The sequence below is a fragment of the Bartonella sp. CL100XZDX genome, from assembly GCF_042195375.1.
Lineage (GTDB): Bacteria > Pseudomonadota > Alphaproteobacteria > Rhizobiales > Rhizobiaceae > Bartonella.
Map to the genome: position 1 here is coordinate 59256 of NZ_JBHIOH010000035.1, position 21170 is coordinate 80425.

Consider the following 21170-nt stretch of genomic DNA (forward strand, 5'->3'; position numbering starts at 1 on the left):
TTTTTGAAACAGTATAATCGCATAATTTTATAGAAATGAATAAATATATCAGAAATATTATTATTACTTTATAAAAAATAAAAATATTCTATGTCGTTTTAATGAATAGTTTTATATTATAAACAATGCTATTGTTTCATGTTTATAATATATATTGTTTTTTATTATTAAATTTAATAAATATAAATAATAAAAATAAATTTGAAATTTATTAAAAATAAACTTACTAAATTATAAGTATTCAAAACAAAAAATAATAATTTATATATTATATTTTTATAATTAGTAATTTTATTTTTACGTTCTCAAAAAAATAAATAAATTTCATCCTATATCTTTTTATATTTGTGATGTATTATATATTATGTATGATATGTTATAGGCTAAAATATATTTTAGCATGTAATAATTTCGTTTTTCTTATTGTATATTATGACAAAAAATGGGTATTTATTTGATTTTTTTGTGTTTTGGCAATTTTATAGAATAATTGAATTGACAAAAAAGATTTTTGTACAATATGAAACTCATGTGCATGAGATCTTTATATCATGAGTATATGCACTATATCTCGATTTTGAATTACTCAATTTTAAATTAAAGGAAACAAGAATGGAACATCGTGCAGTCTTAGAGACTGAAAGCAATTTAGTTATTACATTGGTTGCTGATATTGTTGCTGCCTACGTGAGTAATAATTCTATTCGACCGACTGAAGTGCCAAGTTTAATTGCTGATGTCCATGCTGCTTTTCGTAAAGCAGGGAATCTAGAGTTAACAGAAGTCGAAGTTGAAAAACAAAGGCCTGCCGTTAATCCAAAACGTTCAGTATTTCCTGATTATCTCATTTGCCTTGAAGATGGAAAGAAGTTTAAATCTCTAAAGCGTCATCTCATGACACATTATGGAATGTTGCCAGAGGAATATCGTGAAAAATGGCAGTTAGATAGTTCTTATCCTATGGTGGCGCCTAATTATGCAAAAACACGATCGGCTTTGGCCAAAGAAATGGGTCTTGGACGCAAAAGCAAACGGAAAAAAACTAAATAATCTTATTTTGCGAAAAAATGGTTTCGTGTATAAAGTTGATTTTAGTATACATGTGTTGTGTGAAGCTTTTGTATATATAGCAATTTCTACCAAGGGGATTACGTATAGCTTTCGTTACGAATCCGTTTAATCATTGATTTCAAACCATTTGATCGTTGTGGTGTAAGATTTTCATTTAAACCAAGTTTTTCAAAAAGCTCTTGAGCATCAGCATTGCGAATTTCAGAAGCTTTTTTGCCTGAATAAAAAGCAAGAAGTATATAAATGAGTCCACGCACAATATGAGCATCGGAATCACCTTGAAACGTCAATATTGGATCTTCTGAGTTATTACGTGAAGATAAAAGCCACACTTGGCTAACACAACCAGGAACTTTGTGAGCATCATTTCGAGCGCTTTCCGGAAAAGGTGGCAATTCATAGCCAAGCTCGATGACATAACGATAACGATCTTCCCAATTATCCAAAAGCGAAAAGTTCTCTATAATAGTACCGATTTTTTCCGCCATTATTTTAGTCCTGTTTCGTTTGAATAATCATTCTTGAATACACTTATAAAAAATAAATATTTATTCTTCCTAACATAAATAACACGAAGAACGTTAAAAATCCTTATTTCAAGATAACATTTCATGGTTTTGTAAGAACTCTTGTATTTCTATTTTGTAAGAAACATTAGGGGAAGTCTCTGATATTATTTTTGTTCCCTAATATGTTCCCTAAATATTCATAAGCAGCTCTTGCACCGTAATATGCGCGTTCGCCAAGTGAACTTAAAAAAGATTTTCCTACTTTACAGGTTTTTATATTACGGTCACAAAATGCGCCTAAATCATTTAAGGCTTCCTTAAAAGCAATAATCACATCGCTCGTTGTTGTCTCATTATTTTTGGGGCTAGAAGAATGATTACTGCTTGGATCTGCTACAAAAAATGAAATAATGACAAAAATAAAAAATAATAATAATAATAATTTGATTAAAAAACGTATCATGGATAATCAATGTAGCGCAGTGGTAAATACAATAAAAGAAGCATTTTATATACTGTTGCTTTATAAACAATTTATAAAATGTGCTTTTTATAAAATTGAGTATTCATGTATTGGGTCTATATCATTGGCTTTTTTATAAATATGGCACAATTCCGCCGTATAAAATAGGATACATTGTCTATTCAGTAAAAAATTAACATCAAAATTATACACTTACAGGCTGATCATGTTAATGAACATACTATGGTAAAAAATGAGAGATATAATCATGTCGTGTACATACTTATTTTAGATAATAGTTCACCATCTTAGCTTAGTTGAAAAAGCTAAAAAGAGTAAAATTCTGTTATTCTGACTCTAGTGTCGATAAAATATTTATATTATCTATAAAATTTTTACTAGCACATCATAAACATGATCAACATGTCGATCAAAATATTAAACAATAGATGCATCTCTTACAACTCCATCTAAAGATCTCAAGACCAGTTTTTCTATAACATTGTAAATCAATTTAATTGATACGAAGTTATTTACACTAAAATATAATTATATTAAGAGATAATTATATTTTACCAAACCGTTTATGGATAAGTAACCATCTATATGTAAATTATAAAGAATAGATAATGATTGTCATCTGTTTAGTGTTATAGGCAAATATTTTCAATTTTATTTTAAATAATAGGCAAACATATGCCCCAAAATGAAGAATACCGTGGCATTATTGTTTAGATAATTATATGTGATAATGCAGTTTGCAAACACCAAAATGATCTTGAATGCTAATCATTTGGTGCTCTCTTTATACACATTAAAGACTTGTCAAAATGAAATGAATAAAAGTTGCCAAGAACTCTTGTTGATTTATCAACTTATAAATTGATATAATGAAGCTGCTCATTTTAGGAGTTTGAAAGGAAAAATCAATAATGTCAATGCACTTCTCTCTGGCTGGAAGTAAGAACTGATTCATATTCGTTTCCTAATTTATATTTGTTTCTTTGTAAAAAATAAACGCAACTGAAAATAAAAGTAATGGCAACAAAACGAAAGACATACCGAAAAAAAACTGTAAAACACCGTAAATACTATAGTAGTATTGTTATAACACTTCTTCTTATAATTTTTCATTTTATTTTTTGGAGTGCAAAAACTCTTTATTTCTATACGCGAAAAAATACTTTATTTTTTGTTGGATCTCTTCTTTTTAGCATTAGTTTTTTATTTATTTCATTTAATGCTTTATTTTCGCAAATGACAACGCATCAAAATATTTTAACTCAAATGAAATTTTCCTCTGTTCAAAGTATAGGTAAGAGCTCTACTTTATCGGAAAAAGAAGAAAAATCACAAGAACTCTCCCGTGTAACTTCTGTACATTCTCAAAATCATAACCACACAAATTCATCTTTATCCTCTCAATCAGCAAGCATGCTGGAAAAGCAAAAAGAACTAGCAAAATTAGGCCTTTATGATGGACCCTTAGATGGATTGGAAGGACCTAAAACACGCCGAGCCATCACTTTATGGAAACAGCAAACTGCTCAGAGAATGCAAAAGAATGTTCTATCTAATCCCGCAACAGATGAAATCGCGATATTAATTAAGCAAAGCGAAATAGAAACAAACAATACAAAAAATATGACACACTTAAAAGAAGCTATTTTAGAGCCTTCTGTTGAAGATATTATACAAGTGCAAAAAGCTTTACATATTTTTGGGAATGAAGAGGTTATTGTCACAGGAATAGAAGATCAAAAGACGATAGAAGCTTTAAAACAGTTTCAAAAAATATTTGATCTTCCTGTAACAGGTAAAATTAATCACACAATTTTAATGAAAATGCGTGAAATTGGTTTATTTAATTGAAGCTAATCATCTACATTATAAAAATAATCTCTTAATTTATAATGATAATTCATCTTTCGTTTGTTTAATGCTCCCCTCAAACATTCCTTCATCTCAAGCCCTCTTATATTCAATCAATCAGAATGGTTTTCTTACACATTACATATTGAGCCGTATAATTTGCTGCAAGAAAACCACAACCGATTGCAGAAAAAAGAAATATTGCAAAATAGAAAACGCGCTTGTTCTAGCATTTTTATTGCTTCTGATGATAAAAGGACACAAAATTTTTGTAGTATCACGTAAACCTTTCATATTATCGAACCACGAATTGTCCATATATTATCGTCAATTTGATCTTTATAAATATGATGCAAAGAATTTATGCAAACACCTGTAAGGATAAGTAGACGTAAAGCTAGTTGTGTTATGGTTGTTGTTTTGCAAAGTATCTGAAAAAAACAGCACCTCTCTCCAATCTATTGCTGGAAAATTATGTGTTTTATGACATTGTTTTCCTAAAATAGCGTGTGTGTTTAATATTGCCTATAAATCAACATCTAAATTTAACGCAGCAGTATATTTGAAACAAATGTTAAGACAGTTTAGTACTTTTCTCAGCTGTTATAGCTTTTGTATGCCAAATGGGGGCAAGAATATTGCGCATCTCTGTTTGTATAATCTCTTAAAACAGGGAGACAGCCTAATTTGGGAAGAATATGAAATTTTAAGGTAAAAACCAGTTTTCATCTTTGCCATTTCCTTTTAATTCAGCTTTACGCCTTTCAAAGACATCTAAAGCAATATCTTTAAAATAATGGAGATTACCTATTGCCTCATGCTTTTATTTATCACATGTCTTTTTGAACTCACTCCCCCCCCTCACGCAAAACAAAATGTCCCAAACGAAATACACTTGGATTGCCATTCACGGGCTTTCTTAAAAAAACATCTCTTAAAGCACCCAAGACCATTTCACAACAACGCCCGTGAATAATAGCAGCCCCTACTGCGCGCGCGCTATCATTTTTACACTTGTGAAAAAGCAAGCCAGCACCATTACACACTGTACCTACCTTCAATTTGTGACAGCTCTTGACACTTGAGATGATTCATAAGAGGCATATCCTTGCTTTATTTTTTATCCACAGACGCTCATCCCGCCTATAACATGCAAAAAACATGGTTTTGATTGATTCATTATAAAAGAAGTTGAAATGAGAAGATCTTATGATATTTACAGCTTTTGTTCAATATAAGAAATAAAAAAATATCATTATAAATCAACATATTGTATAACTTTGATATTCCTTCATAAAGGTAAAGATGGTAGCGTATAGTGGAGTTTATAAACTTACGGGGAGTTTACATAATCCCCATTCCACGAATGTCAATGTGAAATGGACATCCACTGAAAGATGTCTATCTCAAACAGCATGATGTGCAAAAAAATACATTTGTTTGGAGCATTCTATTTTGCGTGAGGAGCTCATTCCCCCATAAAAAAGCAAACGCGTAAATTGACTGCACAATAACACGTTTCTCTCTATCAAGAGGTTCTTCAATAGAAAGTGTATTAATAATACATCTTTGTCTATTCTGCTTTATATTTTTTCTTATAAACTTCTAAAAAAAGCACTTTCTCGCGTAACATAACTTATCGTGCATTTTAGAAGCATTTTTATTCCCTTTATTAAAGAAAATAAAAGAATATATAAAAATTTATTTCAGTAATAACGATACAACAAAAAATATTAACCCATTACATCCTTTTTGCTATTGCGGCCTGAGCTGCTGCTAAACGAGCAATTGGTACTCGAAAAGGAGAACACGAAACATAATCTAAGTTATTTTCTTCGCATAAAGTAATAGAAGCAGGATCGCCTCCATGTTCACCGCAAATTCCCAATTTTATTTTTGCACGCTTTGAACGTCCACGCTGTGCAGCAATGGTAATAAGTTCCCCTACTCCATCACGGTCAATAGACACGAAAGGATCTTGCTCTAAAAGACCTTTTTGAAAATAGGTTGCTAAAAAAGGAGCAGCATCATCACGGGAAATCCCAAAAGTAGTTTGTGTCAAATCGTTTGTTCCAAATGAAAAAAATTCAGCAGTTTCAGCAATTTCATCTGCTCGAAGCGCCGCCCTTGGAAGTTCAATCATCGTCCCAACCATATATTGAATAGTGCTTCCCTTTTCTTTCATCACTTCTTCAGCAACCTGATCAATACGCGCTTTTACAAAATCGAGTTCAGATTTAAGCGCAACCAGTGGCACCATAATTTCAAGCATAACAGGAGATCCAGATTTTTGGGCAGCTTCTGCTGCTGCTTCAAAAATCGCCCGCGCTTGCATTTCTGCAATTTCAGGATAAGTAATAGCTAAACGGCATCCTCGTAATCCAAGCATAGGATTAAATTCGTGCAACTGCTGAGCGCGTTCAGCAAGCACTTCAGCAGAAACCCCCATAGCTGTTGCAACATCAAGAATTTCTGCTTTCGTTTTAGGCAAAAATTCATGTAATGGTGGATCTAGCAAGCGGATAGTAACAGGTAAACCACACATAATTTCAAATAATTCACTAAAATCTGAACGCTGCATTGGCAAAAGCTTATCTAGTGCTTTACGACGACCACTTTCATCATGACTTAAAATCATTTCACGCATAGCAACGATACGTTCATCAGAAAAAAACATGTGCTCCGTACGGCAAAGACCTATACCTTCAGCCCCAAAAGATCGCCCCATACGGGCATCAGATGGTGTATCAGCATTAGCGCGAACTCTTATACGTCGCATCCCATCAGCCCATTCCATTAATTTTGCAAAGTCTCCGCAAAGCTGAGGCTGCAACATTGCAACTTTCCCTTTGAAAATTTCTCCACTTCCACCATCAATTGTGATAACATCACCCTTTTTTAAGCTTTCTCCTGAGGCAAACAACGTATTTGTGTTATAATCAATCTGCACACTACCAGCACCAGAAATACATGGTTTTCCCATCCCCCGCGCAACAACAGCAGCGTGACTTGTCATACCGCCACGCGTTGTTAAAATTCCTTCTGCAGCATGCATACCATGAATATCTTCTGGGCTTGTTTCTACACGGACCAAAATAACTTTGCGACCTTCCGCCGACACAGTTTCTGCCTCTTCTGAAGTAAAAACAATTTCACCAGTTGCGGCTCCAGGAGAAGCAGGTAAACCACGTCCTATAACAAAACGTTCTGCTTTAGGATCAAGTGTTGGATGCAAAAGTTGGTCCAGCGACTTTGCATCAATACGCATCACAGCCTCTTCACGGTTTATTAACCCCTCCTCAACCATTTCAATTGCCATCTTGAGAGCCGCACGAGCCGTGCGTTTTCCTGAACGAGTCTGAAGCATCCATAATTTACCTTTTTCAATGGTAAATTCGAGATCTTGCATATCCCGATAATGCTGCTCAAGCTTCTGCGCAATCTGACATAATTTCAAAAAAGCCTCAGGCATAATTTTTTCTAACGACGGTCTATTTGAACCAGCAACAATACGCGCACTTTCTGTAATATTTTGAGGCGTTCGAATGCCCGCCACAACATCTTCCCCTTGCGCATTAACTAAAAATTCACCATAAAGTTCTTTTTTCCCTGTCGATGGATTGCGTGTAAAAGCAACACCTGTTGCCGAATCTTCTCCCATGTTACCAAAAACCATAGCTTGCACATTAACTGCCGTTCCCCAACTTTCAGGAATGCTATGTAAACGGCGATAAGTAACTGCGCGTGCCGTCATCCAACTTGAAAAAACGGCTCCAATTGCCCCCCATAACTGTTGTTCAGGATCTTGTGGAAAAGGGGTTCCTAATTTTTCTTCAACATAGGCTTTATAAGAAATAATAACATTCTTCCAATCATCTGCTGTCATTTCTGTATCAATAGTGTAACCATTGCATGCCTTTGCTTCATCAAGAATCTCTTCAAAATACGAATGGTCTAGCCCCAAAACAACGTTAGAATACATTTGGATAAAACGCCGATAACTATCATAAGCAAAACGTTCATTATTGGCTTGTAAAGCAATGGCTTTTACAGTCTCATCATTCATGCCAAGGTTAAGCACTGTATCCATCATCCCTGGCATAGAAGCCCTAGCTCCTGAACGAACAGACAGCAAAAGTGGCTTTTGCTCACTCCCAAATTCACGTCCTGTTTGTTCACCAACACGTCTTAGTGCTTGCTTAACAGATTCCTGTAGCTCTTCTGGATATGATTTGTCATGGGCGTAATAAAAATTACAAACTTCTGTTGTCAGCGTAAATCCTGGCGGTACGGGCAAACCAAGATTACTCATTTCTGCCAAATTAGCCCCTTTACCTCCGAGAAGGTTACGCTCACTTGCACTTCCTTCTGCCTTTCCATCTCCAAAACTATAAACCCATTTTTTCACTGTACAAATCCTCCCATATCAGCATCAAAACATCATTCAACCGAAGCTCATTTAAAAGCAATGATTTGATTCAAAATTGGCTCAAAAACAATATCGCTTCATAAATGCATAATATTAATCCTTCCAAAGGAGATAATGGCCAAAAGTATCACTATCCATCTTCTGGAAGATTAAGATTCAGTTTTTAAGAAAACTATCAATCACCGAAAAAAATTCTTCTACTTTCATGGCACCTTCATATTTACTACCATTAATAAAGAAAGTAGGTGTTGCTGTGACACCAAGCTCTTTACCGCGTTCAAAAGATGCATTTACTTCATCTAAAATGGACTGATTTTTCAAACAAGCAGTAAAACTTTCATCTGTAAAACCAGCCATTAAGCCAATTTTTTTCAATGGTGTTAGAGCATTTTTTCCGAAAGCCCATTCATTTTGTTTTTGAAATAAAACTTCTATCAAAGGAAAATAGCGATCTTCTGGTGCACACCGTGCCAACATAAAACCTGCTGTTGCCCGAGGATCAAAAGCATATTCTCGGAAAATAAGTTTTACTTTTCCTGTTTTGATATATTTTTTACGAATTTGGGGAAGTATATCATTATAAAAATGCGCACAATGGGTACATGTCAACGAAGCATACTCAACAATGACGACTGGTGCATCCGCCTCTCCCTCAAAGCGATCCTTTACTTTACCCGATTGGAGAAGCTCTGCCATATCAACAGTTGTTGCCACTGGTTTGGGATCACGCGCTAAAGCAACTGTTACACTGTTTTGTACAATCGTTATGAAGAGAAAAATTATCCCGAAAGATAAAAAAGAACGATATTTTACCATAAATAATACTTTTCTGTTGTTATTAACGAATAGGAATCCAATGCTTTCTCATATATTAAAGGAAAATATATAAAATATCTTTCTATTTATTATTTTTTTCCAAGAAAATGCAACAGCCAAGTTTATAAAGTGCTTGGTGCAAGCTTTTATCTTCAATTCCTTCAAGCATTTTTTCCACGCATTTTTTGTCTTGTTCACTCAAAGGCGGTTTTAGAGGCAAGTGATTCATAAAAACCGACATACTCCTTTGCTCAATCTTGATGCGATCAATAGCAATGTAGCCAAAAAATCCGTTAATTCTATGAAGTAATTCCTCTGTTTCATGCATCAATTTTAACGCAGCAAATCCTTCACATGCGACAACAAGTGTTGCTGGCTGAAAAACTTCATCTTGATCTGCACGACGTTTCCAAATAATTTTAAGCGGCATTGTATGTTCACTGATATCATAGCCCGCAATCTGTGGCCAATGTTCTATAAGCGCTACATTAAGCCCTGTCCGTTTGCGTAAAACTGGATCAAGTATTTTGTATACCGTCTCAGAAAGAGAATAAAAGATACGTTTTTTAAGCTGTTTTCTCATTTTTAGATCATTGTTCAACCGCTTACTAAATTAAAATCATTTGTTTCATCTAGAAATTGTTGCCTCCTCAATTTATGAAATATCAACAAAATAAAAAGCCTTTTCTCACCAGAGCCTTGACAATAAAAGAGCAAAAAACATGAATTACAAAATAAATAATTTTTTCTTTTGCATTTTATATCTCCCTATGCTTGAAAGCAATCATGTATGAAATTTCTTCGCACCTCCTTGCTTGGTACGATCAAAATCACAGACATCTTCCATGGCGGATTACCCCTGAAAAGCAAAAACAAGGTATCCGTCCTGATCCTTATCAAGTTTGGCTTTCTGAAATCATGCTTCAACAAACAACCGTTGAAACAGTTAAGCCTTATTTTAAAAAATTTCTAAAACTATGGCCTGATCTTTTCTCTTTAGCAAAAGCCTCACAAGATGATATCATGAAAGCATGGGCTGGTCTTGGTTATTATTCACGCGCACGTAATCTTAAAAAATGTGCGCGACAGCTTGTTGAAAACTACGCGGGACAATTTCCACAATCTGTAAAAGAATTGCGAACTCTAGCCGGTATTGGAGATTATACTGCCGCAGCCATTGCTGCGATTGCTTTTAACCACCCTGTAGCAGTGGTTGATGGTAATGTCGAACGTGTGGTAGCGCGACTTTTTGCTATCACTTTAATATTGCAAAAAGCAAAAGTTGAAATTAAAGAAAAAACACAAAAAATTACTGCTTTAAATCGTCCTGGTGACTTTGCTCAAGCAATGATGGATTTGGGAGCAACAATTTGTACTCCACGCAAACCATCTTGTTATACCTGCCCTCTTCAATGTTTATGCAAAGCAGAAAAGATGCAACAACCGGAGTCTTTTCCAGTTAAAGCCCCTAAAAAAGAACGCCCTTCAAAAACAGGTATTGCTTTTGTGGTCCTTAATAAAAAGAGACAAATTTATTTGGAAAAACGACAGACGCAAAAGCTCCTTGGTGGAATGACCCAAATTCCTAACAATATTGGCATAAACAACGAAAATGGGCTCCAAAACGCACCCTTTACTGCCAATTGGCAATTCAAGGGACAAATTACACATGTTTTTACTCACTTTTCTCTAAAACTCGATGTTTACTATACCGAAGATGTTCATGAAATGAATTGTGAAAATGGTTGGTGGTGTAACATTCAACATCTTACCGAAGAAGCATTACCTACTGTTATGAAAAAAGCCATTTCCGTAGCACTTCCCAATTCTTTCAGATTTAAATAACCTTTCCCTATTCATAAAAATGTTTTCTAACAGAGACTTTTGTATCTCTAGCGATTATTTATTAATCTGCAAAAGAAAAATTTAAAAAATGAAATAACCAATTTTTTCTACAGATAAGAATTAAGGAGGAATAGAAAAGCTTAGAAATCTTAAATTTAAATTTCAGGTTCTATCCTTTTTTCGCTTATGAAGGAGTAAGTCGGCTCCATCGTTATATTTACCAGCCCCCTCAACATCCCTTGGTACGTGAAACGGTTCATAAGAGGTATTTTTAGTTCTTTCGTTAACAATTTTTATTCACACGCCAACCCCGTTTATGACATGCAAGCAAGTAATTTTCATCGATTCAATATGGAACAAGTTTGAAATGAAAAAACTTGACGATATTCCGAGGGCAATTCAATATGAGTTGCGTTAAATTATCTTTATAAATAAATACATTTTACGCACTTTACAGATGTACGTATTCAAAAAAGCACTTAATTTGGAACTTCTGAATGAACCTTTTAATTCTGATATTTCATTTTTATAAGCTTATATTGAAATTTTACTGTCTTGGAACTAAAACTAGAACATAGAGTGAAAATTTCTCATTTTAATTTCTTCTACAAGAAGCATAAAAATACTCGCTTGCCGCTTACAAGCGAGATTAGTGTGTCAATAAAAAACATCTAAGAAAGGCATAAAACGCCCTCACGTCCATCTTAATCAAGATCAGGTACATTGGTGGTCAATAGAATGAAGCGATCAGCTTAGTTCATAAAACACCCGTTTTTAACATTTGTGAACGTATGATCATTCTTAAATGATCTATGGACTTCAACCGTCCATTTTCCTCATAATACCAAAAGGTCCAACCATTACAACTCTGCGAATCTTGAGCCTTTCTTCCCATTGCGTGAATTGAGCCCGCTTCACCACCATGCATAATCGTACCATCAGCTCTTACAATAGCAGATACTTGCTTCTTACGATCATAAAGAACTTCTCCAGGATAGAGTAAACCTGCTTCAAGCAAACTGTTGAATGCTACGCGCGGTTCTGCTTTTTTTCTATCCAAAATCGCTAGTTCTGGTTGCGCTAAAGGTTGAACTGCCGCAATTCTCTCACATGCTGCATCGATGTAATCTTGCTCGCGTTCAATCCCAACAAAATCACGCCCTAAAAGCTTGGCAACAGCACCTGTTGTTCCCGAACCAAAAAACGGATCGAGAATAACATCACCAGGTTTACTAGAAGCCATAATAATACGCGCTAATAACGCTTGCGGTTTTTGTGTTGGATGCAATTTACGCCCTGAATCATCCTTTAAACGTTCAGCTCCAGTGCAGAGAGGGAAAAGCCAATCTGAACGCATTTGTAGATCTTCATTTGCCGCTTTTAAGGCATCATAATTAAATGTGTACTTTTTATCTTTTTGATCTCGCACGGCCCAAATAAGCGTCTCATGAGCATTTTGAAAACGGCGCCCTCGAAAATTAGGCATCGGATTATTCTTGCGCCAAATAATATCATTAAGCATCCAAAAACCTAAATCTTGTAATGCCGTCCCAACCCGAAAAATATTATGGTAAGATCCGATAACCCAAAGTGTTCCGTTGGGTTTTAATACACGACGACAAGCAAGCAACCATGCACGGGTAAAAGCATCATAAGCAGCAAAACTCTCAAACTGATCCCATGCATCATCAACCGCATCAACAAGCGAATGATCTGGACGGTATAAAGCTCCATCCAATTGCAAATTATAGGGTGGATCTGCAAAAATCATATCAACAGAATGTTTGGGAAGTTTTTCTAGAACGGAAACACAATCTCCTTTAAAAATTTTATTGCGCCATGGCATTTGTGAGGGGATACGAAGGAAATCTTTTTGAAGCTGAATAACTGTCATGAAAAACCCAACAAAATTAACTAAATTTGCCCTATAATCAACTAAAATAGTTTATAGGCCCGCATTACCAATCCATATTTACAAAATAGCGTAAACGTATCGTTAAAATTCTACAAAATTGATAATTGTTTTTGTTTTTTTAGTAAAAAAAAACTTTCACATGAATGAAACCTTAATTTTCTTTTTTTCAATGTACTGTTCCCATATCTTTTATTTCGTAAAAGAATTAAGAATCATTTTCAAAACTTATTTTTATGAAATAAGATCCTCTCAATATCGTTTTCATGAAAATTGTCCATCTCGTAACATGTAAAGGAATATCTTATGCCTCAGATAGATCTTATTATTTTTGATTGTGACGGAGTTCTCGTTGACTCTGAATATCTTGCAGCAAAAATTGGATCACAATTGCTCAAACAAACAGGATATGAAATATCACCCGAAGAATTGAGTGAGCGTTTTGCAGGGCTTATCTTTCGCGATATTCTTAAACACGTTGAACAGGAAACAGAAAAACCAATTTCTGCTCATCTCATAGACCAAATGACTAATATTTTTCGTACACAAATAAAAACTAAATTACGGGCTATTGATGATGTAAGAGAAGCTGTAGAAATTATTCAAACACGCTATCCCTACTGTATCTGCTCTAATGCAAAAAGCGTAGATATAAAAGAGATGCTCACCACGGTTGATCTCTATGACCTTTTTGAAGGTAAAATATTTTCAGCACCTGAAGTTGGAACAAAAAGAACGAAACCGGCCCCTGATGTTTTCCTTTTTGCCGCACAACAATTACAGGCAGAGCCCCAAAACACTATCGTTATAGAAGATTCACTTCATGGTGTACACGCAGCCATAGCAGCAGGCATGCGTGTCATCGGCTTTACGGGAGGATCACATAGCTATTTTGGCCATTCTAATGCACTTGCAGAAGCTGGTGCAGAAACAGTTATTGCAAAACATGCTCATTTAGGAGAAGTCTTAGAAGCAATGGCAGTATGGCGAGATCTATTATAAAAAATCTCTTGAATATATCAATTTGTAAACTCTTGTAAGAAGCATTTTTATTCAAATGTCCTTCTCTTCTCGCTGCTCCTTTTATAATAACTTCAATAAATGCGTAATTCACGACACGGGTGAATTGCATCTCAATGTGAAGGAAAAATATAGCGCCTCATTGAAATCATAAGTCTGTTAACCATTGCACGTGCTTTAAAAAAAGCAAAAAACAGGGGTGCCAACTCATGAAAATTAAACCCTGCTTATCTATCTCAACTCCGATATCCCACTCCCAACCTCAGCAGCTCATCCTGATAAATTATTATATTTGTCAAAAAAGGAATATTACGATGCCTTGCTCGATAAGATGTGAGAATTGCTAGCCTCTTTCATCTGATCAAAAAAATCACATACTATGGTAAAATTGTAAGGGATGTGCCTATTGATCATGGAAAAAAATATTAAAATTCGCGGAATCTATGGAACACAAAAGTTTATTGAAAATGACAAAAGCGTCCTTGTTGAGTTACACGGGCTTATATTTATTCAATCCAAATCTCGTAAACTTGTTGAAGGCTTATTTACTTTGCTGCTCAAACAGTATTTTAACAGCATCAATTAGTACAACCTCCCTAAGATTACAAAAAACAAAAAGAATACATTTTTATGAAAAATGTGCCTTTTATAAAAAACATTTCATACTAAGTAATTTACAGACAACATGTTGATTTATAATCAATAATTAATCATTATTCAAATTAAGCAAAAAACCGAATATTGTAAGATTCTCTCATTTAAAATCTGGATATGCTGAATTAAAGAAATAAAAATGCCTTTTAATGAATTATCTCAAAAGGCAAAAATTAGTAGCAACATTAGGAGCGAGCAAAGTGTATGGCACTGCCATCTTTCTTCTTTATAAACGTCAAAAATTCTGATGTCCTAAGAATTTTATATTATGGGACTTTATCATCATATATAGCGTTGCAAAATAGGCTTGAGTACCTTGAGAACGGTTTCTTTAAAAAAGCACTTAAATATGAAACATACAATCATGTTAAACAACGTACAGAGATACCAGTAGTTGCTCAAAATTTTCCAAAAGCACTTAATAGACTTTTTAAATAAGCAATGAAATCAGATCTTTTCAAAAGTAATCCAACTTTAGGAAAAACACCCTTTCTAAAAATAAAAGCGGCTTTTCAGTTTGGAAAGAAGAAAATGTCGAAAAATATTATCCAATGCTGATCTTTCGGCACTCATAAATATGTCTGAATTGACATTCTTCTATACACTTTGCATCATAGTAATACGCCGCTCATATTGGTGAGAAAAAGATAATATCATTTATCTCTATCCAATTCGAGCTCTACTTTCCACTATGAGAGATCTGTATATTTTTTAGTATCTATAACATATTATTATCTATAAGATAAATGTATATAATTAATAGTTAAGTAAGCAGTAGTATTATGCTATCATGATGCAATTAATAATCATTGATTAATAACTTAATAATATCTATAGAACACATATTATTACAATAATGACTATCTATAATAACTCATATAAATAATAATATTTTAGCTTGTCCATTAATATTTTAATTTTTAAGAATATTTTTATAAATACATCATAATTTTTATGTTTTTATTATAATATCTATAATAAATAAATTTATATATATTTAATATGTAAAAAGTTTGATCAACTTTATTATTTATAATTGTATTAAAAAAAATAATATTAATATCATTTTATAAAAATCATACGATAACCACTTGTTGTTTTATATATAACACATAATAAGATATTGCATAAAATTTTTTAAAAAATATTTTTGTAATTATTACTGTTACTTTTTTACAATAATGTTTATAAAAAATTACAGTTATATTTTTATATGTATTTTTATTATTGACTAAAAATACATATTGAAATACATAAATTATATATAGTGTGAGATACATAACCATTATGTATATTTCTTACATATATAACTTAAAAATATTTGAGGTAAAGTTATGATAAAAATATTTAAAAATTATATCTTAAGCATTTTTATAGCGAGCACTTTTTTTATTTCACAAACTGTAAATGTTAATGCAAACTATTTGAAAAATGATACTCCAAAAGAGGAACTTTCTGTTTTCCCAATGGAACAAGTAAAATATGCGACATCCGATGTAGTTTCTACGACTGCTTTCTATGTTCCATCTGCAAATTATCAAACAGAAAATGGAACAACTGGTGAAGGAAAATTAGAAAAGGTCGTTGAGCCTATAACTATAGGAATGGGACTATTGTTTACTGGATATGCAATGAGCTTTATAGGATCGATAATAAGTTGGATAAAGGACATAGTATTGATGTTCAAATAATTCAACCTCATCTAGAACTCTAGAATATTAGCTTCGTTATGTGTCTATAATTTATTGTAAATAATTACATAATGAAGCTCATCTTTCTACAAAATATAAATATTGTAGATTATATCCAAATATCCAAAGTATAAATTTACGCATATATAGTATAAAATATTTGAGGTAAATTATGATTAAATTATTTAAAAATCATATATTAAGTATTTTCATTATGTCTGCCTTTTCTCTTTCTCAGGTTGTAAATGTACATGCAAACTCTTTGCAAAATAGTACTCATCGTGAGAATACTTTTGTTTCTGCAATAAAGCAGAAAAGAAAGGATGCAGTCCATACCGTTTCTCTCTATAGACCCAGTCTAAATCGTGGAGTGAGTAATGAAACTACTATTGAAGGAAAATTTGAAAAGGTCGTTGAACCTCTTACAATCGGGGCTTTTGGTATGGGGATGGCACTTGGATATGCATCAAGTACGATAGGCATGTTTTTAGGATGGATAATAAGTAAAATAATATCGTGTTTTAAATCTCGTTAGAATTGAAATTTCATCAGAATAAAACCTTCTCATATGAAATATAAACTATGGATATATTCTGTGTTGATCGATTGTTGATGACAAAAAACTAATGAATTATCACACTAAGAATGAAAAAAGCTTTAAATGCTTCTGTTTCTCTCAATGTGCACTAATTCTGCCGACGAATCTATTCAATTCAGATTAAAATAAAAGTAAAAGTATTGGTGAAAAATTATGATTAAAGTATTGAAAACTTACGTATTAAATATTTTAATAGCAGTTTCTTTTTTGCTTTCACAAGTTATAAATGTTCATGCCAATCATTTGAACAATGATACTCAATGGGAAACTGTCTCTTTAATAGAACAAGGAAAGAAAAAAGCTATCGATATAGCGGCTCTTTATGTCCCAAGTTTCACTCATAAAGCAAAAAGTGAATCTGCCTTTGAAGGAAAATTTGAGAAAGTGTTTGAACCAATTACGCTAGGAATTTTTTCTACAGTAGGAGCTTTAGGTTTTGGATTCTTGACTGGATTTGTTATGTCCATATTTAGCGGGATAATCGGATGTGCAATAGGAAAAATTAAAGGAAAATAATTCAAAGATACTCAGTATTTTTTCTATTAAAAATGAGAATACTTTACAGCCTGCTTCACATCATTTAGCAGGCTGTTGTATGTTTTCTATGGATAAACTTTAAGTTACCATACTGTATAGCATAAATATAATATCTATTATTATACAAAATGATAAATTATGCTAAAAAAAGATTATGCAAAGTATAGATTTGCGCACGAAATGCCATAAAATTACCTTATAAATCTTCCAGTGTGAATTCTGAGATGTATCATTTTAACATTCGGTTTAGCAGATGTAATTGTTACAAAGTATTAAGAGCATAAAATAACTATGAATGATTGAGTTTTATACAAAAGTTCTTCAGTAACTACCATTCTATCTATTTAATTTTATTATTTTAGAAGGAGCACAAGTGAAGATACATTGTAAAATTTAAGTGAGTGAATAATAGAGAGGAAATTTTCGTCTGCAACAGATTTTCTGTGAACATTTGACGTTTATATCTTAAAAATAAAAATGCTTAAGACTATTTCCTTTCATTATTGAGTTAAAAAGAAGAAAAGAAGCTCTATCCATTTAATAATTTAAATATTATGAAAAACGTGAAATAAATAACTTCACCAATTTGCCAGAAATAAAAAAAAGGATAAGACTTATGGAATATATCAGCACGAGAGGTGAAGCTCCTGCTTTAAGCTTTACAGAAACAATCATGACAGGGTTGGCAAGTGATGGGGGACTTTATTTGCCAGATAAATTTCCTCAGCTATCATTTGATGCGTTACGAGCACTTCGTGGTCAGTCCTATACAACAATTGCTAAAACTATTCTGTGGCCCTTTGTGAATAACGAAATCGAATATACAGCTTTTGAAAATATGATCGCTGAATCTTATGCAACCTTTCACCATCCAGCAATCTGTCCGTTACGACAAACTGGAGCAGATGAATTTATCCTTGAACTCTTTCATGGTCCTACTTTAGCTTTTAAAGATGTAGCAATGCAGTTTCTTTCTCGACTGATGGATTATGTTTTGACTGAAAAAAATAGATGTGCAACGATTATTGCTGCAACATCAGGTGATACAGGTGGAGCTGCGATACAAGCTTTTGCTGGAAAAGAACACTCAGATATTTTTATTTTATTTCCTAAAGGACGTGTATCACCTGTTCAACAACGGCAAATGACAACCAATCAATGTTCAAATGTTCATGCCATTGCCATTGAAGGAAATTTTGATGATTGCCAAGCCCTTGTCAAAGCAATGTTTAATGACCACAATTTTCGTACAAAAAGAGCACTTTCAGGTGTGAATTCTATAAATTGGGCGCGTATCATGGCGCAAATTGTTTACTATTTTTCATCTGCACTTTCTTTAGGAGCTCCTGATAGAGCTGTTTCATTTACTGTTCCTACTGGAAATTTTGGTGATATTTTTGCAGGTTATGTCGCAGCCCGTATGGGATTACCCATTGCTCAACTGGTCATCGCAACGAATGATAACGACATCCTTGTACGTACATTGACCAGTGGTACTTATGAAACACAACCAATAGTCCATACAACATCACCTTCTATGGATATTCAGGTCTCTTCTAATTTTGAACGTTTGCTCTTTGAAAGTGGCAATCGTGATCCAATCTGGATTCGCAATGCAATGGAAAACTTGAAAAAAATGGGGCTCTTTACTCTTGATGAAAAGCAACTCAAAAATATTCGTTCCCTATTTTCCGCCGGGAAAAGCAACATGGCTACAACAGCTCAAACAATTGATAGTGTCTATAAGGAAAGTGGCTATCTTGTTGATCCACATACAGCGGTTGCTCTTCAAGTAGCGCGTGAAAACAAAAAACCGCATATTCCAATGATCGTTCTTGCCACGGCTCATCCAGCTAAATTTCCTGATACGATTAAAAGCGCTTGTGGCCTTCATGCTCCATGGCCATCTCATCTCAATGATGTAATGAAACACGAAGAACATTTTATAAGTCTTGCTAATGATGAAAAAATAGTAAAAGATTATATTTCTTTAAAATCGCGTGCATCTTATTAAAGTTAGCTGCATTAATTTAAATCAAGAATATTCTAATACCTTTACAATGAGGTATTTAGCTTATTAATGGAGTTGTAAATACATGGATGTAGATATATGTCGCCTTAGTAATGGTTTGACTATCGCCACACATACAATGCAACAAATTGATAGTGTTGCCCTCGGGATATGGGTTAAAGTGGGCTCACGCAATGAAACCTCCACACAGCATGGTATTGCTCATCTTCTTGAGCATATGGCTTTTAAAGGAACCGAAAACCGCACTGCTTTTCAAATTGCAACCGATATTGAAGATGTTGGCGGTGAAATAAATGCTACAACCAGTATTGAAACAACAGCTTACTTTGCACGTGTACTTAAAAGCGATATCCCTCTTGCTATAGATATTTTAGCCGATATTTTAATGCATTCAAAATTTGACGACAATGAACTAGAACGAGAAAAACAAGTAATCTTTCAGGAAATTGGTGCTGCCCATGACACTCCTGATGATATTGTTTTTGATCATTTTACAGAAACAGCCTTTCGTCATCAATCCCTTGGGCGCTCTATTTTAGGAACAGCTAAAACTATTCAATCATTTACATCTACTGATCTCCATGATTTCATCAATAAACAATATAGTGCAGATCGTATGATTGTCGTTGCAGCAGGAGCTGTAAAGCACGAAAGTTTCGTGCGAGAAGTTGAAAGTCGTCTTGGTACTTTTCGCTCCCATTCAACCGCACCTCTTACTAATCTTGCAAATTATGTCGGTGGCGACTTTCGTGAATATCGCGATTTAATGGATACACAAGTTGTTTTAGGGTTTGAAGGACGCGCTTATCACGCGCGTGATTTTTATGCGGCCCAAATTCTTTCAATCATTCTTGGTGGTGGTATGTCTTCACGTCTTTTTCAAGAGGTAAGAGAGAAACGTGGATTATGCTATTCTATTTATGCTTTTCATTGGGGATTTTCAGATACTGGACTTTTTGGTGTTCACGCAGCTACCGGACAAGACGGGCTCAAAGAACTTATTCCTGTGATTCTTGATGAACTTTCCAAGGTCAGCAAAAATATTCACGCTAATGAACTACAACGAGCACAAACGCAATATCGTGCGAACCTGACAATGTCACAGGAAAATCCTTCTAGTCAAGCACATCTCATTGCTCGCCAAATACTCCTTTATGGTCGACCAATTCCAATATCGGAAACAATTGAACGCCTCAATCTCATTACTCCTAAAAGATTAACTGATTTAGCACATCGTCTTTTTACAAACTCCACACCAACACTAACTGCTGTCGGACCTGTAGGACCCCTCATAAATTTTGATGATTTAACGTCAACTCTTTCATACAAGCTAAAGTAAAAACTTCTTTTCAAAGCAGCATCACAATAACATCACATATTTTATCATAAAATTTACCACAAAAGCTCTTCTCATTAAATAAGTTTTGGAAATATTGGGCAAAGAGGCGTACAAAACTACCCAATTCATACTTCATGTGATAAAGATTCTAATGAGTGAAGGTATATCCGTGAAATCTGGAAATTTATGGTTTAACTTTGCCCTTTTAAAATATAAAACTTCATTCGCTTCAAGTTCTATTGGAGCAAATGGGTATGTGGTTTATTTGTATATAAAATCACACAACTTAAGAAAAAGTGATAACAATTTATTATGTAAATAAATTATAAAAGATGGACGTTTTTTCTCAAAAATCGAAATGAAAATTAAACATCCTAAAATA

Annotated in this window: 17 protein-coding genes and 1 pseudogene; 11 read left to right on the forward strand and 7 right to left on the reverse strand. The window is 33.8% G+C overall.

Features of this window, described 5'->3' with window-relative positions:
• The first annotated feature begins 612 nt into the window (after window positions 1-612).
• A complete protein-coding gene (locus ACFILU_RS03460) occupies window positions 613-1050 on the forward strand; it encodes a MucR family transcriptional regulator (RefSeq protein ID WP_012754848.1) in 438 nt (145 codons plus the stop codon).
• Window positions 1051-1148: 98 nt separating this feature from the next.
• Here ACFILU_RS03460 and ACFILU_RS03465 read toward each other — a convergent pair whose 3' ends face one another.
• Window positions 1149-1559, reverse strand: coding sequence for a SufE family protein (locus tag ACFILU_RS03465; protein ID WP_375663220.1), 411 nt, complete (start codon window positions 1557-1559; stop codon window positions 1149-1151).
• 108 nt (window positions 1560-1667) lie between these two features.
• Window positions 1668-2043 (reverse strand): annotated as a pseudogene (locus tag ACFILU_RS03470) (DUF5330 domain-containing protein).
• Between the two features lie 1038 nt (window positions 2044-3081).
• Here ACFILU_RS03470 and ACFILU_RS03475 point away from each other — a divergent pair.
• Window positions 3082-3915 (forward strand): peptidoglycan-binding domain-containing protein, encoded by an 834-nt coding sequence (locus tag ACFILU_RS03475; RefSeq protein WP_375643145.1) that lies wholly within the window; start codon window positions 3082-3084, stop codon window positions 3913-3915.
• Window positions 3916-4763: 848 nt separating this feature from the next.
• Here ACFILU_RS03475 and ACFILU_RS03480 read toward each other — a convergent pair.
• The 4 genes from ACFILU_RS03480 to ACFILU_RS03495 form a co-directional block, all read right to left on the reverse strand.
• Window positions 4764-4961, reverse strand: coding sequence for a hypothetical protein (locus tag ACFILU_RS03480; protein ID WP_375667975.1), 198 nt, complete (start codon window positions 4959-4961; stop codon window positions 4764-4766).
• A gap of 695 nt (window positions 4962-5656) precedes the next feature.
• A complete protein-coding gene (gene ppdK, locus ACFILU_RS03485; RefSeq protein ID WP_375674761.1) occupies window positions 5657-8323 on the reverse strand; it encodes a pyruvate, phosphate dikinase in 2667 nt (888 codons plus the stop codon).
• A gap of 177 nt (window positions 8324-8500) precedes the next feature.
• A complete protein-coding gene (locus ACFILU_RS03490; protein ID WP_273791562.1) occupies window positions 8501-9160 on the reverse strand; it encodes a DsbA family protein in 660 nt (219 codons plus the stop codon).
• Between the two features lie 82 nt (window positions 9161-9242).
• The gene (locus ACFILU_RS03495) at window positions 9243-9743 is read right to left on the reverse strand and encodes a DUF721 domain-containing protein (protein WP_273791561.1); all 501 of its coding nucleotides are present in this window, start codon (window positions 9741-9743) and stop codon (window positions 9243-9245) included.
• A gap of 203 nt (window positions 9744-9946) precedes the next feature.
• On the opposite strand from ACFILU_RS03495, the gene mutY reads away from it, so the two are divergent.
• The gene (gene mutY, locus ACFILU_RS03500; RefSeq protein WP_375674763.1) at window positions 9947-11005 is read left to right on the forward strand and encodes an A/G-specific adenine glycosylase; all 1059 of its coding nucleotides are present in this window, start codon (window positions 9947-9949) and stop codon (window positions 11003-11005) included.
• A 757-nt stretch (window positions 11006-11762) separates the two neighbouring features.
• Here mutY and ACFILU_RS03505 read toward each other — a convergent pair.
• Window positions 11763-12851: a site-specific DNA-methyltransferase gene (locus tag ACFILU_RS03505; RefSeq protein ID WP_375613050.1), complete on the reverse strand. Its 1089-nt coding sequence runs from the start codon at window positions 12849-12851 to the stop codon at window positions 11763-11765.
• A gap of 372 nt (window positions 12852-13223) precedes the next feature.
• On the opposite strand from ACFILU_RS03505, the gene ACFILU_RS03510 reads away from it, so the two are divergent.
• The 8 genes from ACFILU_RS03510 to ACFILU_RS03545 all read left to right on the forward strand — a co-directional run bounded on the left by ACFILU_RS03510 (window position 13224) and on the right by ACFILU_RS03545 (window position 20788).
• On the forward strand, window positions 13224-13919 hold the full coding sequence (locus ACFILU_RS03510; protein ID WP_375660123.1) for an HAD family hydrolase: 696 nt from the start codon (window positions 13224-13226) through the stop codon (window positions 13917-13919).
• A 430-nt stretch (window positions 13920-14349) separates the two neighbouring features.
• The gene (locus ACFILU_RS03515; protein WP_375637425.1) at window positions 14350-14523 is read left to right on the forward strand and encodes a hypothetical protein; all 174 of its coding nucleotides are present in this window, start codon (window positions 14350-14352) and stop codon (window positions 14521-14523) included.
• Window positions 14524-14795: 272 nt separating this feature from the next.
• The gene (locus tag ACFILU_RS03520) at window positions 14796-15029 is read left to right on the forward strand and encodes a hypothetical protein (RefSeq protein ID WP_273791557.1); all 234 of its coding nucleotides are present in this window, start codon (window positions 14796-14798) and stop codon (window positions 15027-15029) included.
• Between the two features lie 896 nt (window positions 15030-15925).
• Complete coding sequence (locus ACFILU_RS03525) at window positions 15926-16282, forward strand: hypothetical protein (protein ID WP_375674765.1); 357 nt, start codon at window positions 15926-15928, stop codon at window positions 16280-16282.
• Between the two features lie 172 nt (window positions 16283-16454).
• Window positions 16455-16817 carry a hypothetical protein gene (locus ACFILU_RS03530; RefSeq protein ID WP_273791362.1) on the forward strand — a complete coding sequence of 121 codons (363 nt, stop codon included), beginning with the start codon at window positions 16455-16457 and terminating at the stop codon, window positions 16815-16817.
• 216 nt (window positions 16818-17033) lie between these two features.
• On the forward strand, window positions 17034-17396 hold the full coding sequence (locus ACFILU_RS03535; protein ID WP_273791361.1) for a hypothetical protein: 363 nt from the start codon (window positions 17034-17036) through the stop codon (window positions 17394-17396).
• Between the two features lie 637 nt (window positions 17397-18033).
• The gene (gene thrC / locus ACFILU_RS03540; protein WP_375674766.1) at window positions 18034-19431 is read left to right on the forward strand and encodes a threonine synthase; all 1398 of its coding nucleotides are present in this window, start codon (window positions 18034-18036) and stop codon (window positions 19429-19431) included.
• An 82-nt stretch (window positions 19432-19513) separates the two neighbouring features.
• Entirely contained in the window at window positions 19514-20788 is a 1275-nt protein-coding gene (locus tag ACFILU_RS03545) for a M16 family metallopeptidase (RefSeq protein WP_375674768.1), read from the forward strand.
• The last annotated feature ends 382 nt before the right edge of the window (window positions 20789-21170 follow it).

Bases quoted from the DNA above. Each gene is read 5' to 3' on its own strand.
- mutY (WP_375674763.1), top strand. From the start codon at position 9,947: ATGTATGAAATTTCTTCGCACCTCCTTGCTTGGTACGATCAAAATCAC.
- ACFILU_RS03515 (WP_375637425.1), top strand. From the start codon at position 14,350: ATGGAAAAAAATATTAAAATTCGCGGAATCTATGGAACACAAAAGTTT.
- ACFILU_RS03490 (WP_273791562.1), bottom strand. From the start codon at position 9,160: ATGGTAAAATATCGTTCTTTTTTATCTTTCGGGATAATTTTTCTCTTC.
- ACFILU_RS03520 (WP_273791557.1), top strand. From the start codon at position 14,796: ATGGCACTGCCATCTTTCTTCTTTATAAACGTCAAAAATTCTGATGTC.
- ACFILU_RS03530 (WP_273791362.1), top strand. From the start codon at position 16,455: ATGATTAAATTATTTAAAAATCATATATTAAGTATTTTCATTATGTCT.
- ACFILU_RS03475 (WP_375643145.1), top strand. From the start codon at position 3,082: ATGGCAACAAAACGAAAGACATACCGAAAAAAAACTGTAAAACACCGT.
- ACFILU_RS03505 (WP_375613050.1), bottom strand. From the start codon at position 12,851: ATGCCATGGCGCAATAAAATTTTTAAAGGAGATTGTGTTTCCGTTCTA.
- ACFILU_RS03460 (WP_012754848.1), top strand. From the start codon at position 613: ATGGAACATCGTGCAGTCTTAGAGACTGAAAGCAATTTAGTTATTACA.
- ACFILU_RS03495 (WP_273791561.1), bottom strand. From the start codon at position 9,743: ATGAGAAAACAGCTTAAAAAACGTATCTTTTATTCTCTTTCTGAGACG.
- ACFILU_RS03535 (WP_273791361.1), top strand. From the start codon at position 17,034: ATGATTAAAGTATTGAAAACTTACGTATTAAATATTTTAATAGCAGTT.
- ACFILU_RS03545 (WP_375674768.1), top strand. From the start codon at position 19,514: ATGGATGTAGATATATGTCGCCTTAGTAATGGTTTGACTATCGCCACA.
- ACFILU_RS03465 (WP_375663220.1), bottom strand. From the start codon at position 1,559: ATGGCGGAAAAAATCGGTACTATTATAGAGAACTTTTCGCTTTTGGAT.
- ACFILU_RS03510 (WP_375660123.1), top strand. From the start codon at position 13,224: ATGCCTCAGATAGATCTTATTATTTTTGATTGTGACGGAGTTCTCGTT.
- ACFILU_RS03525 (WP_375674765.1), top strand. From the start codon at position 15,926: ATGATAAAAATATTTAAAAATTATATCTTAAGCATTTTTATAGCGAGC.
- thrC (WP_375674766.1), top strand. From the start codon at position 18,034: ATGGAATATATCAGCACGAGAGGTGAAGCTCCTGCTTTAAGCTTTACA.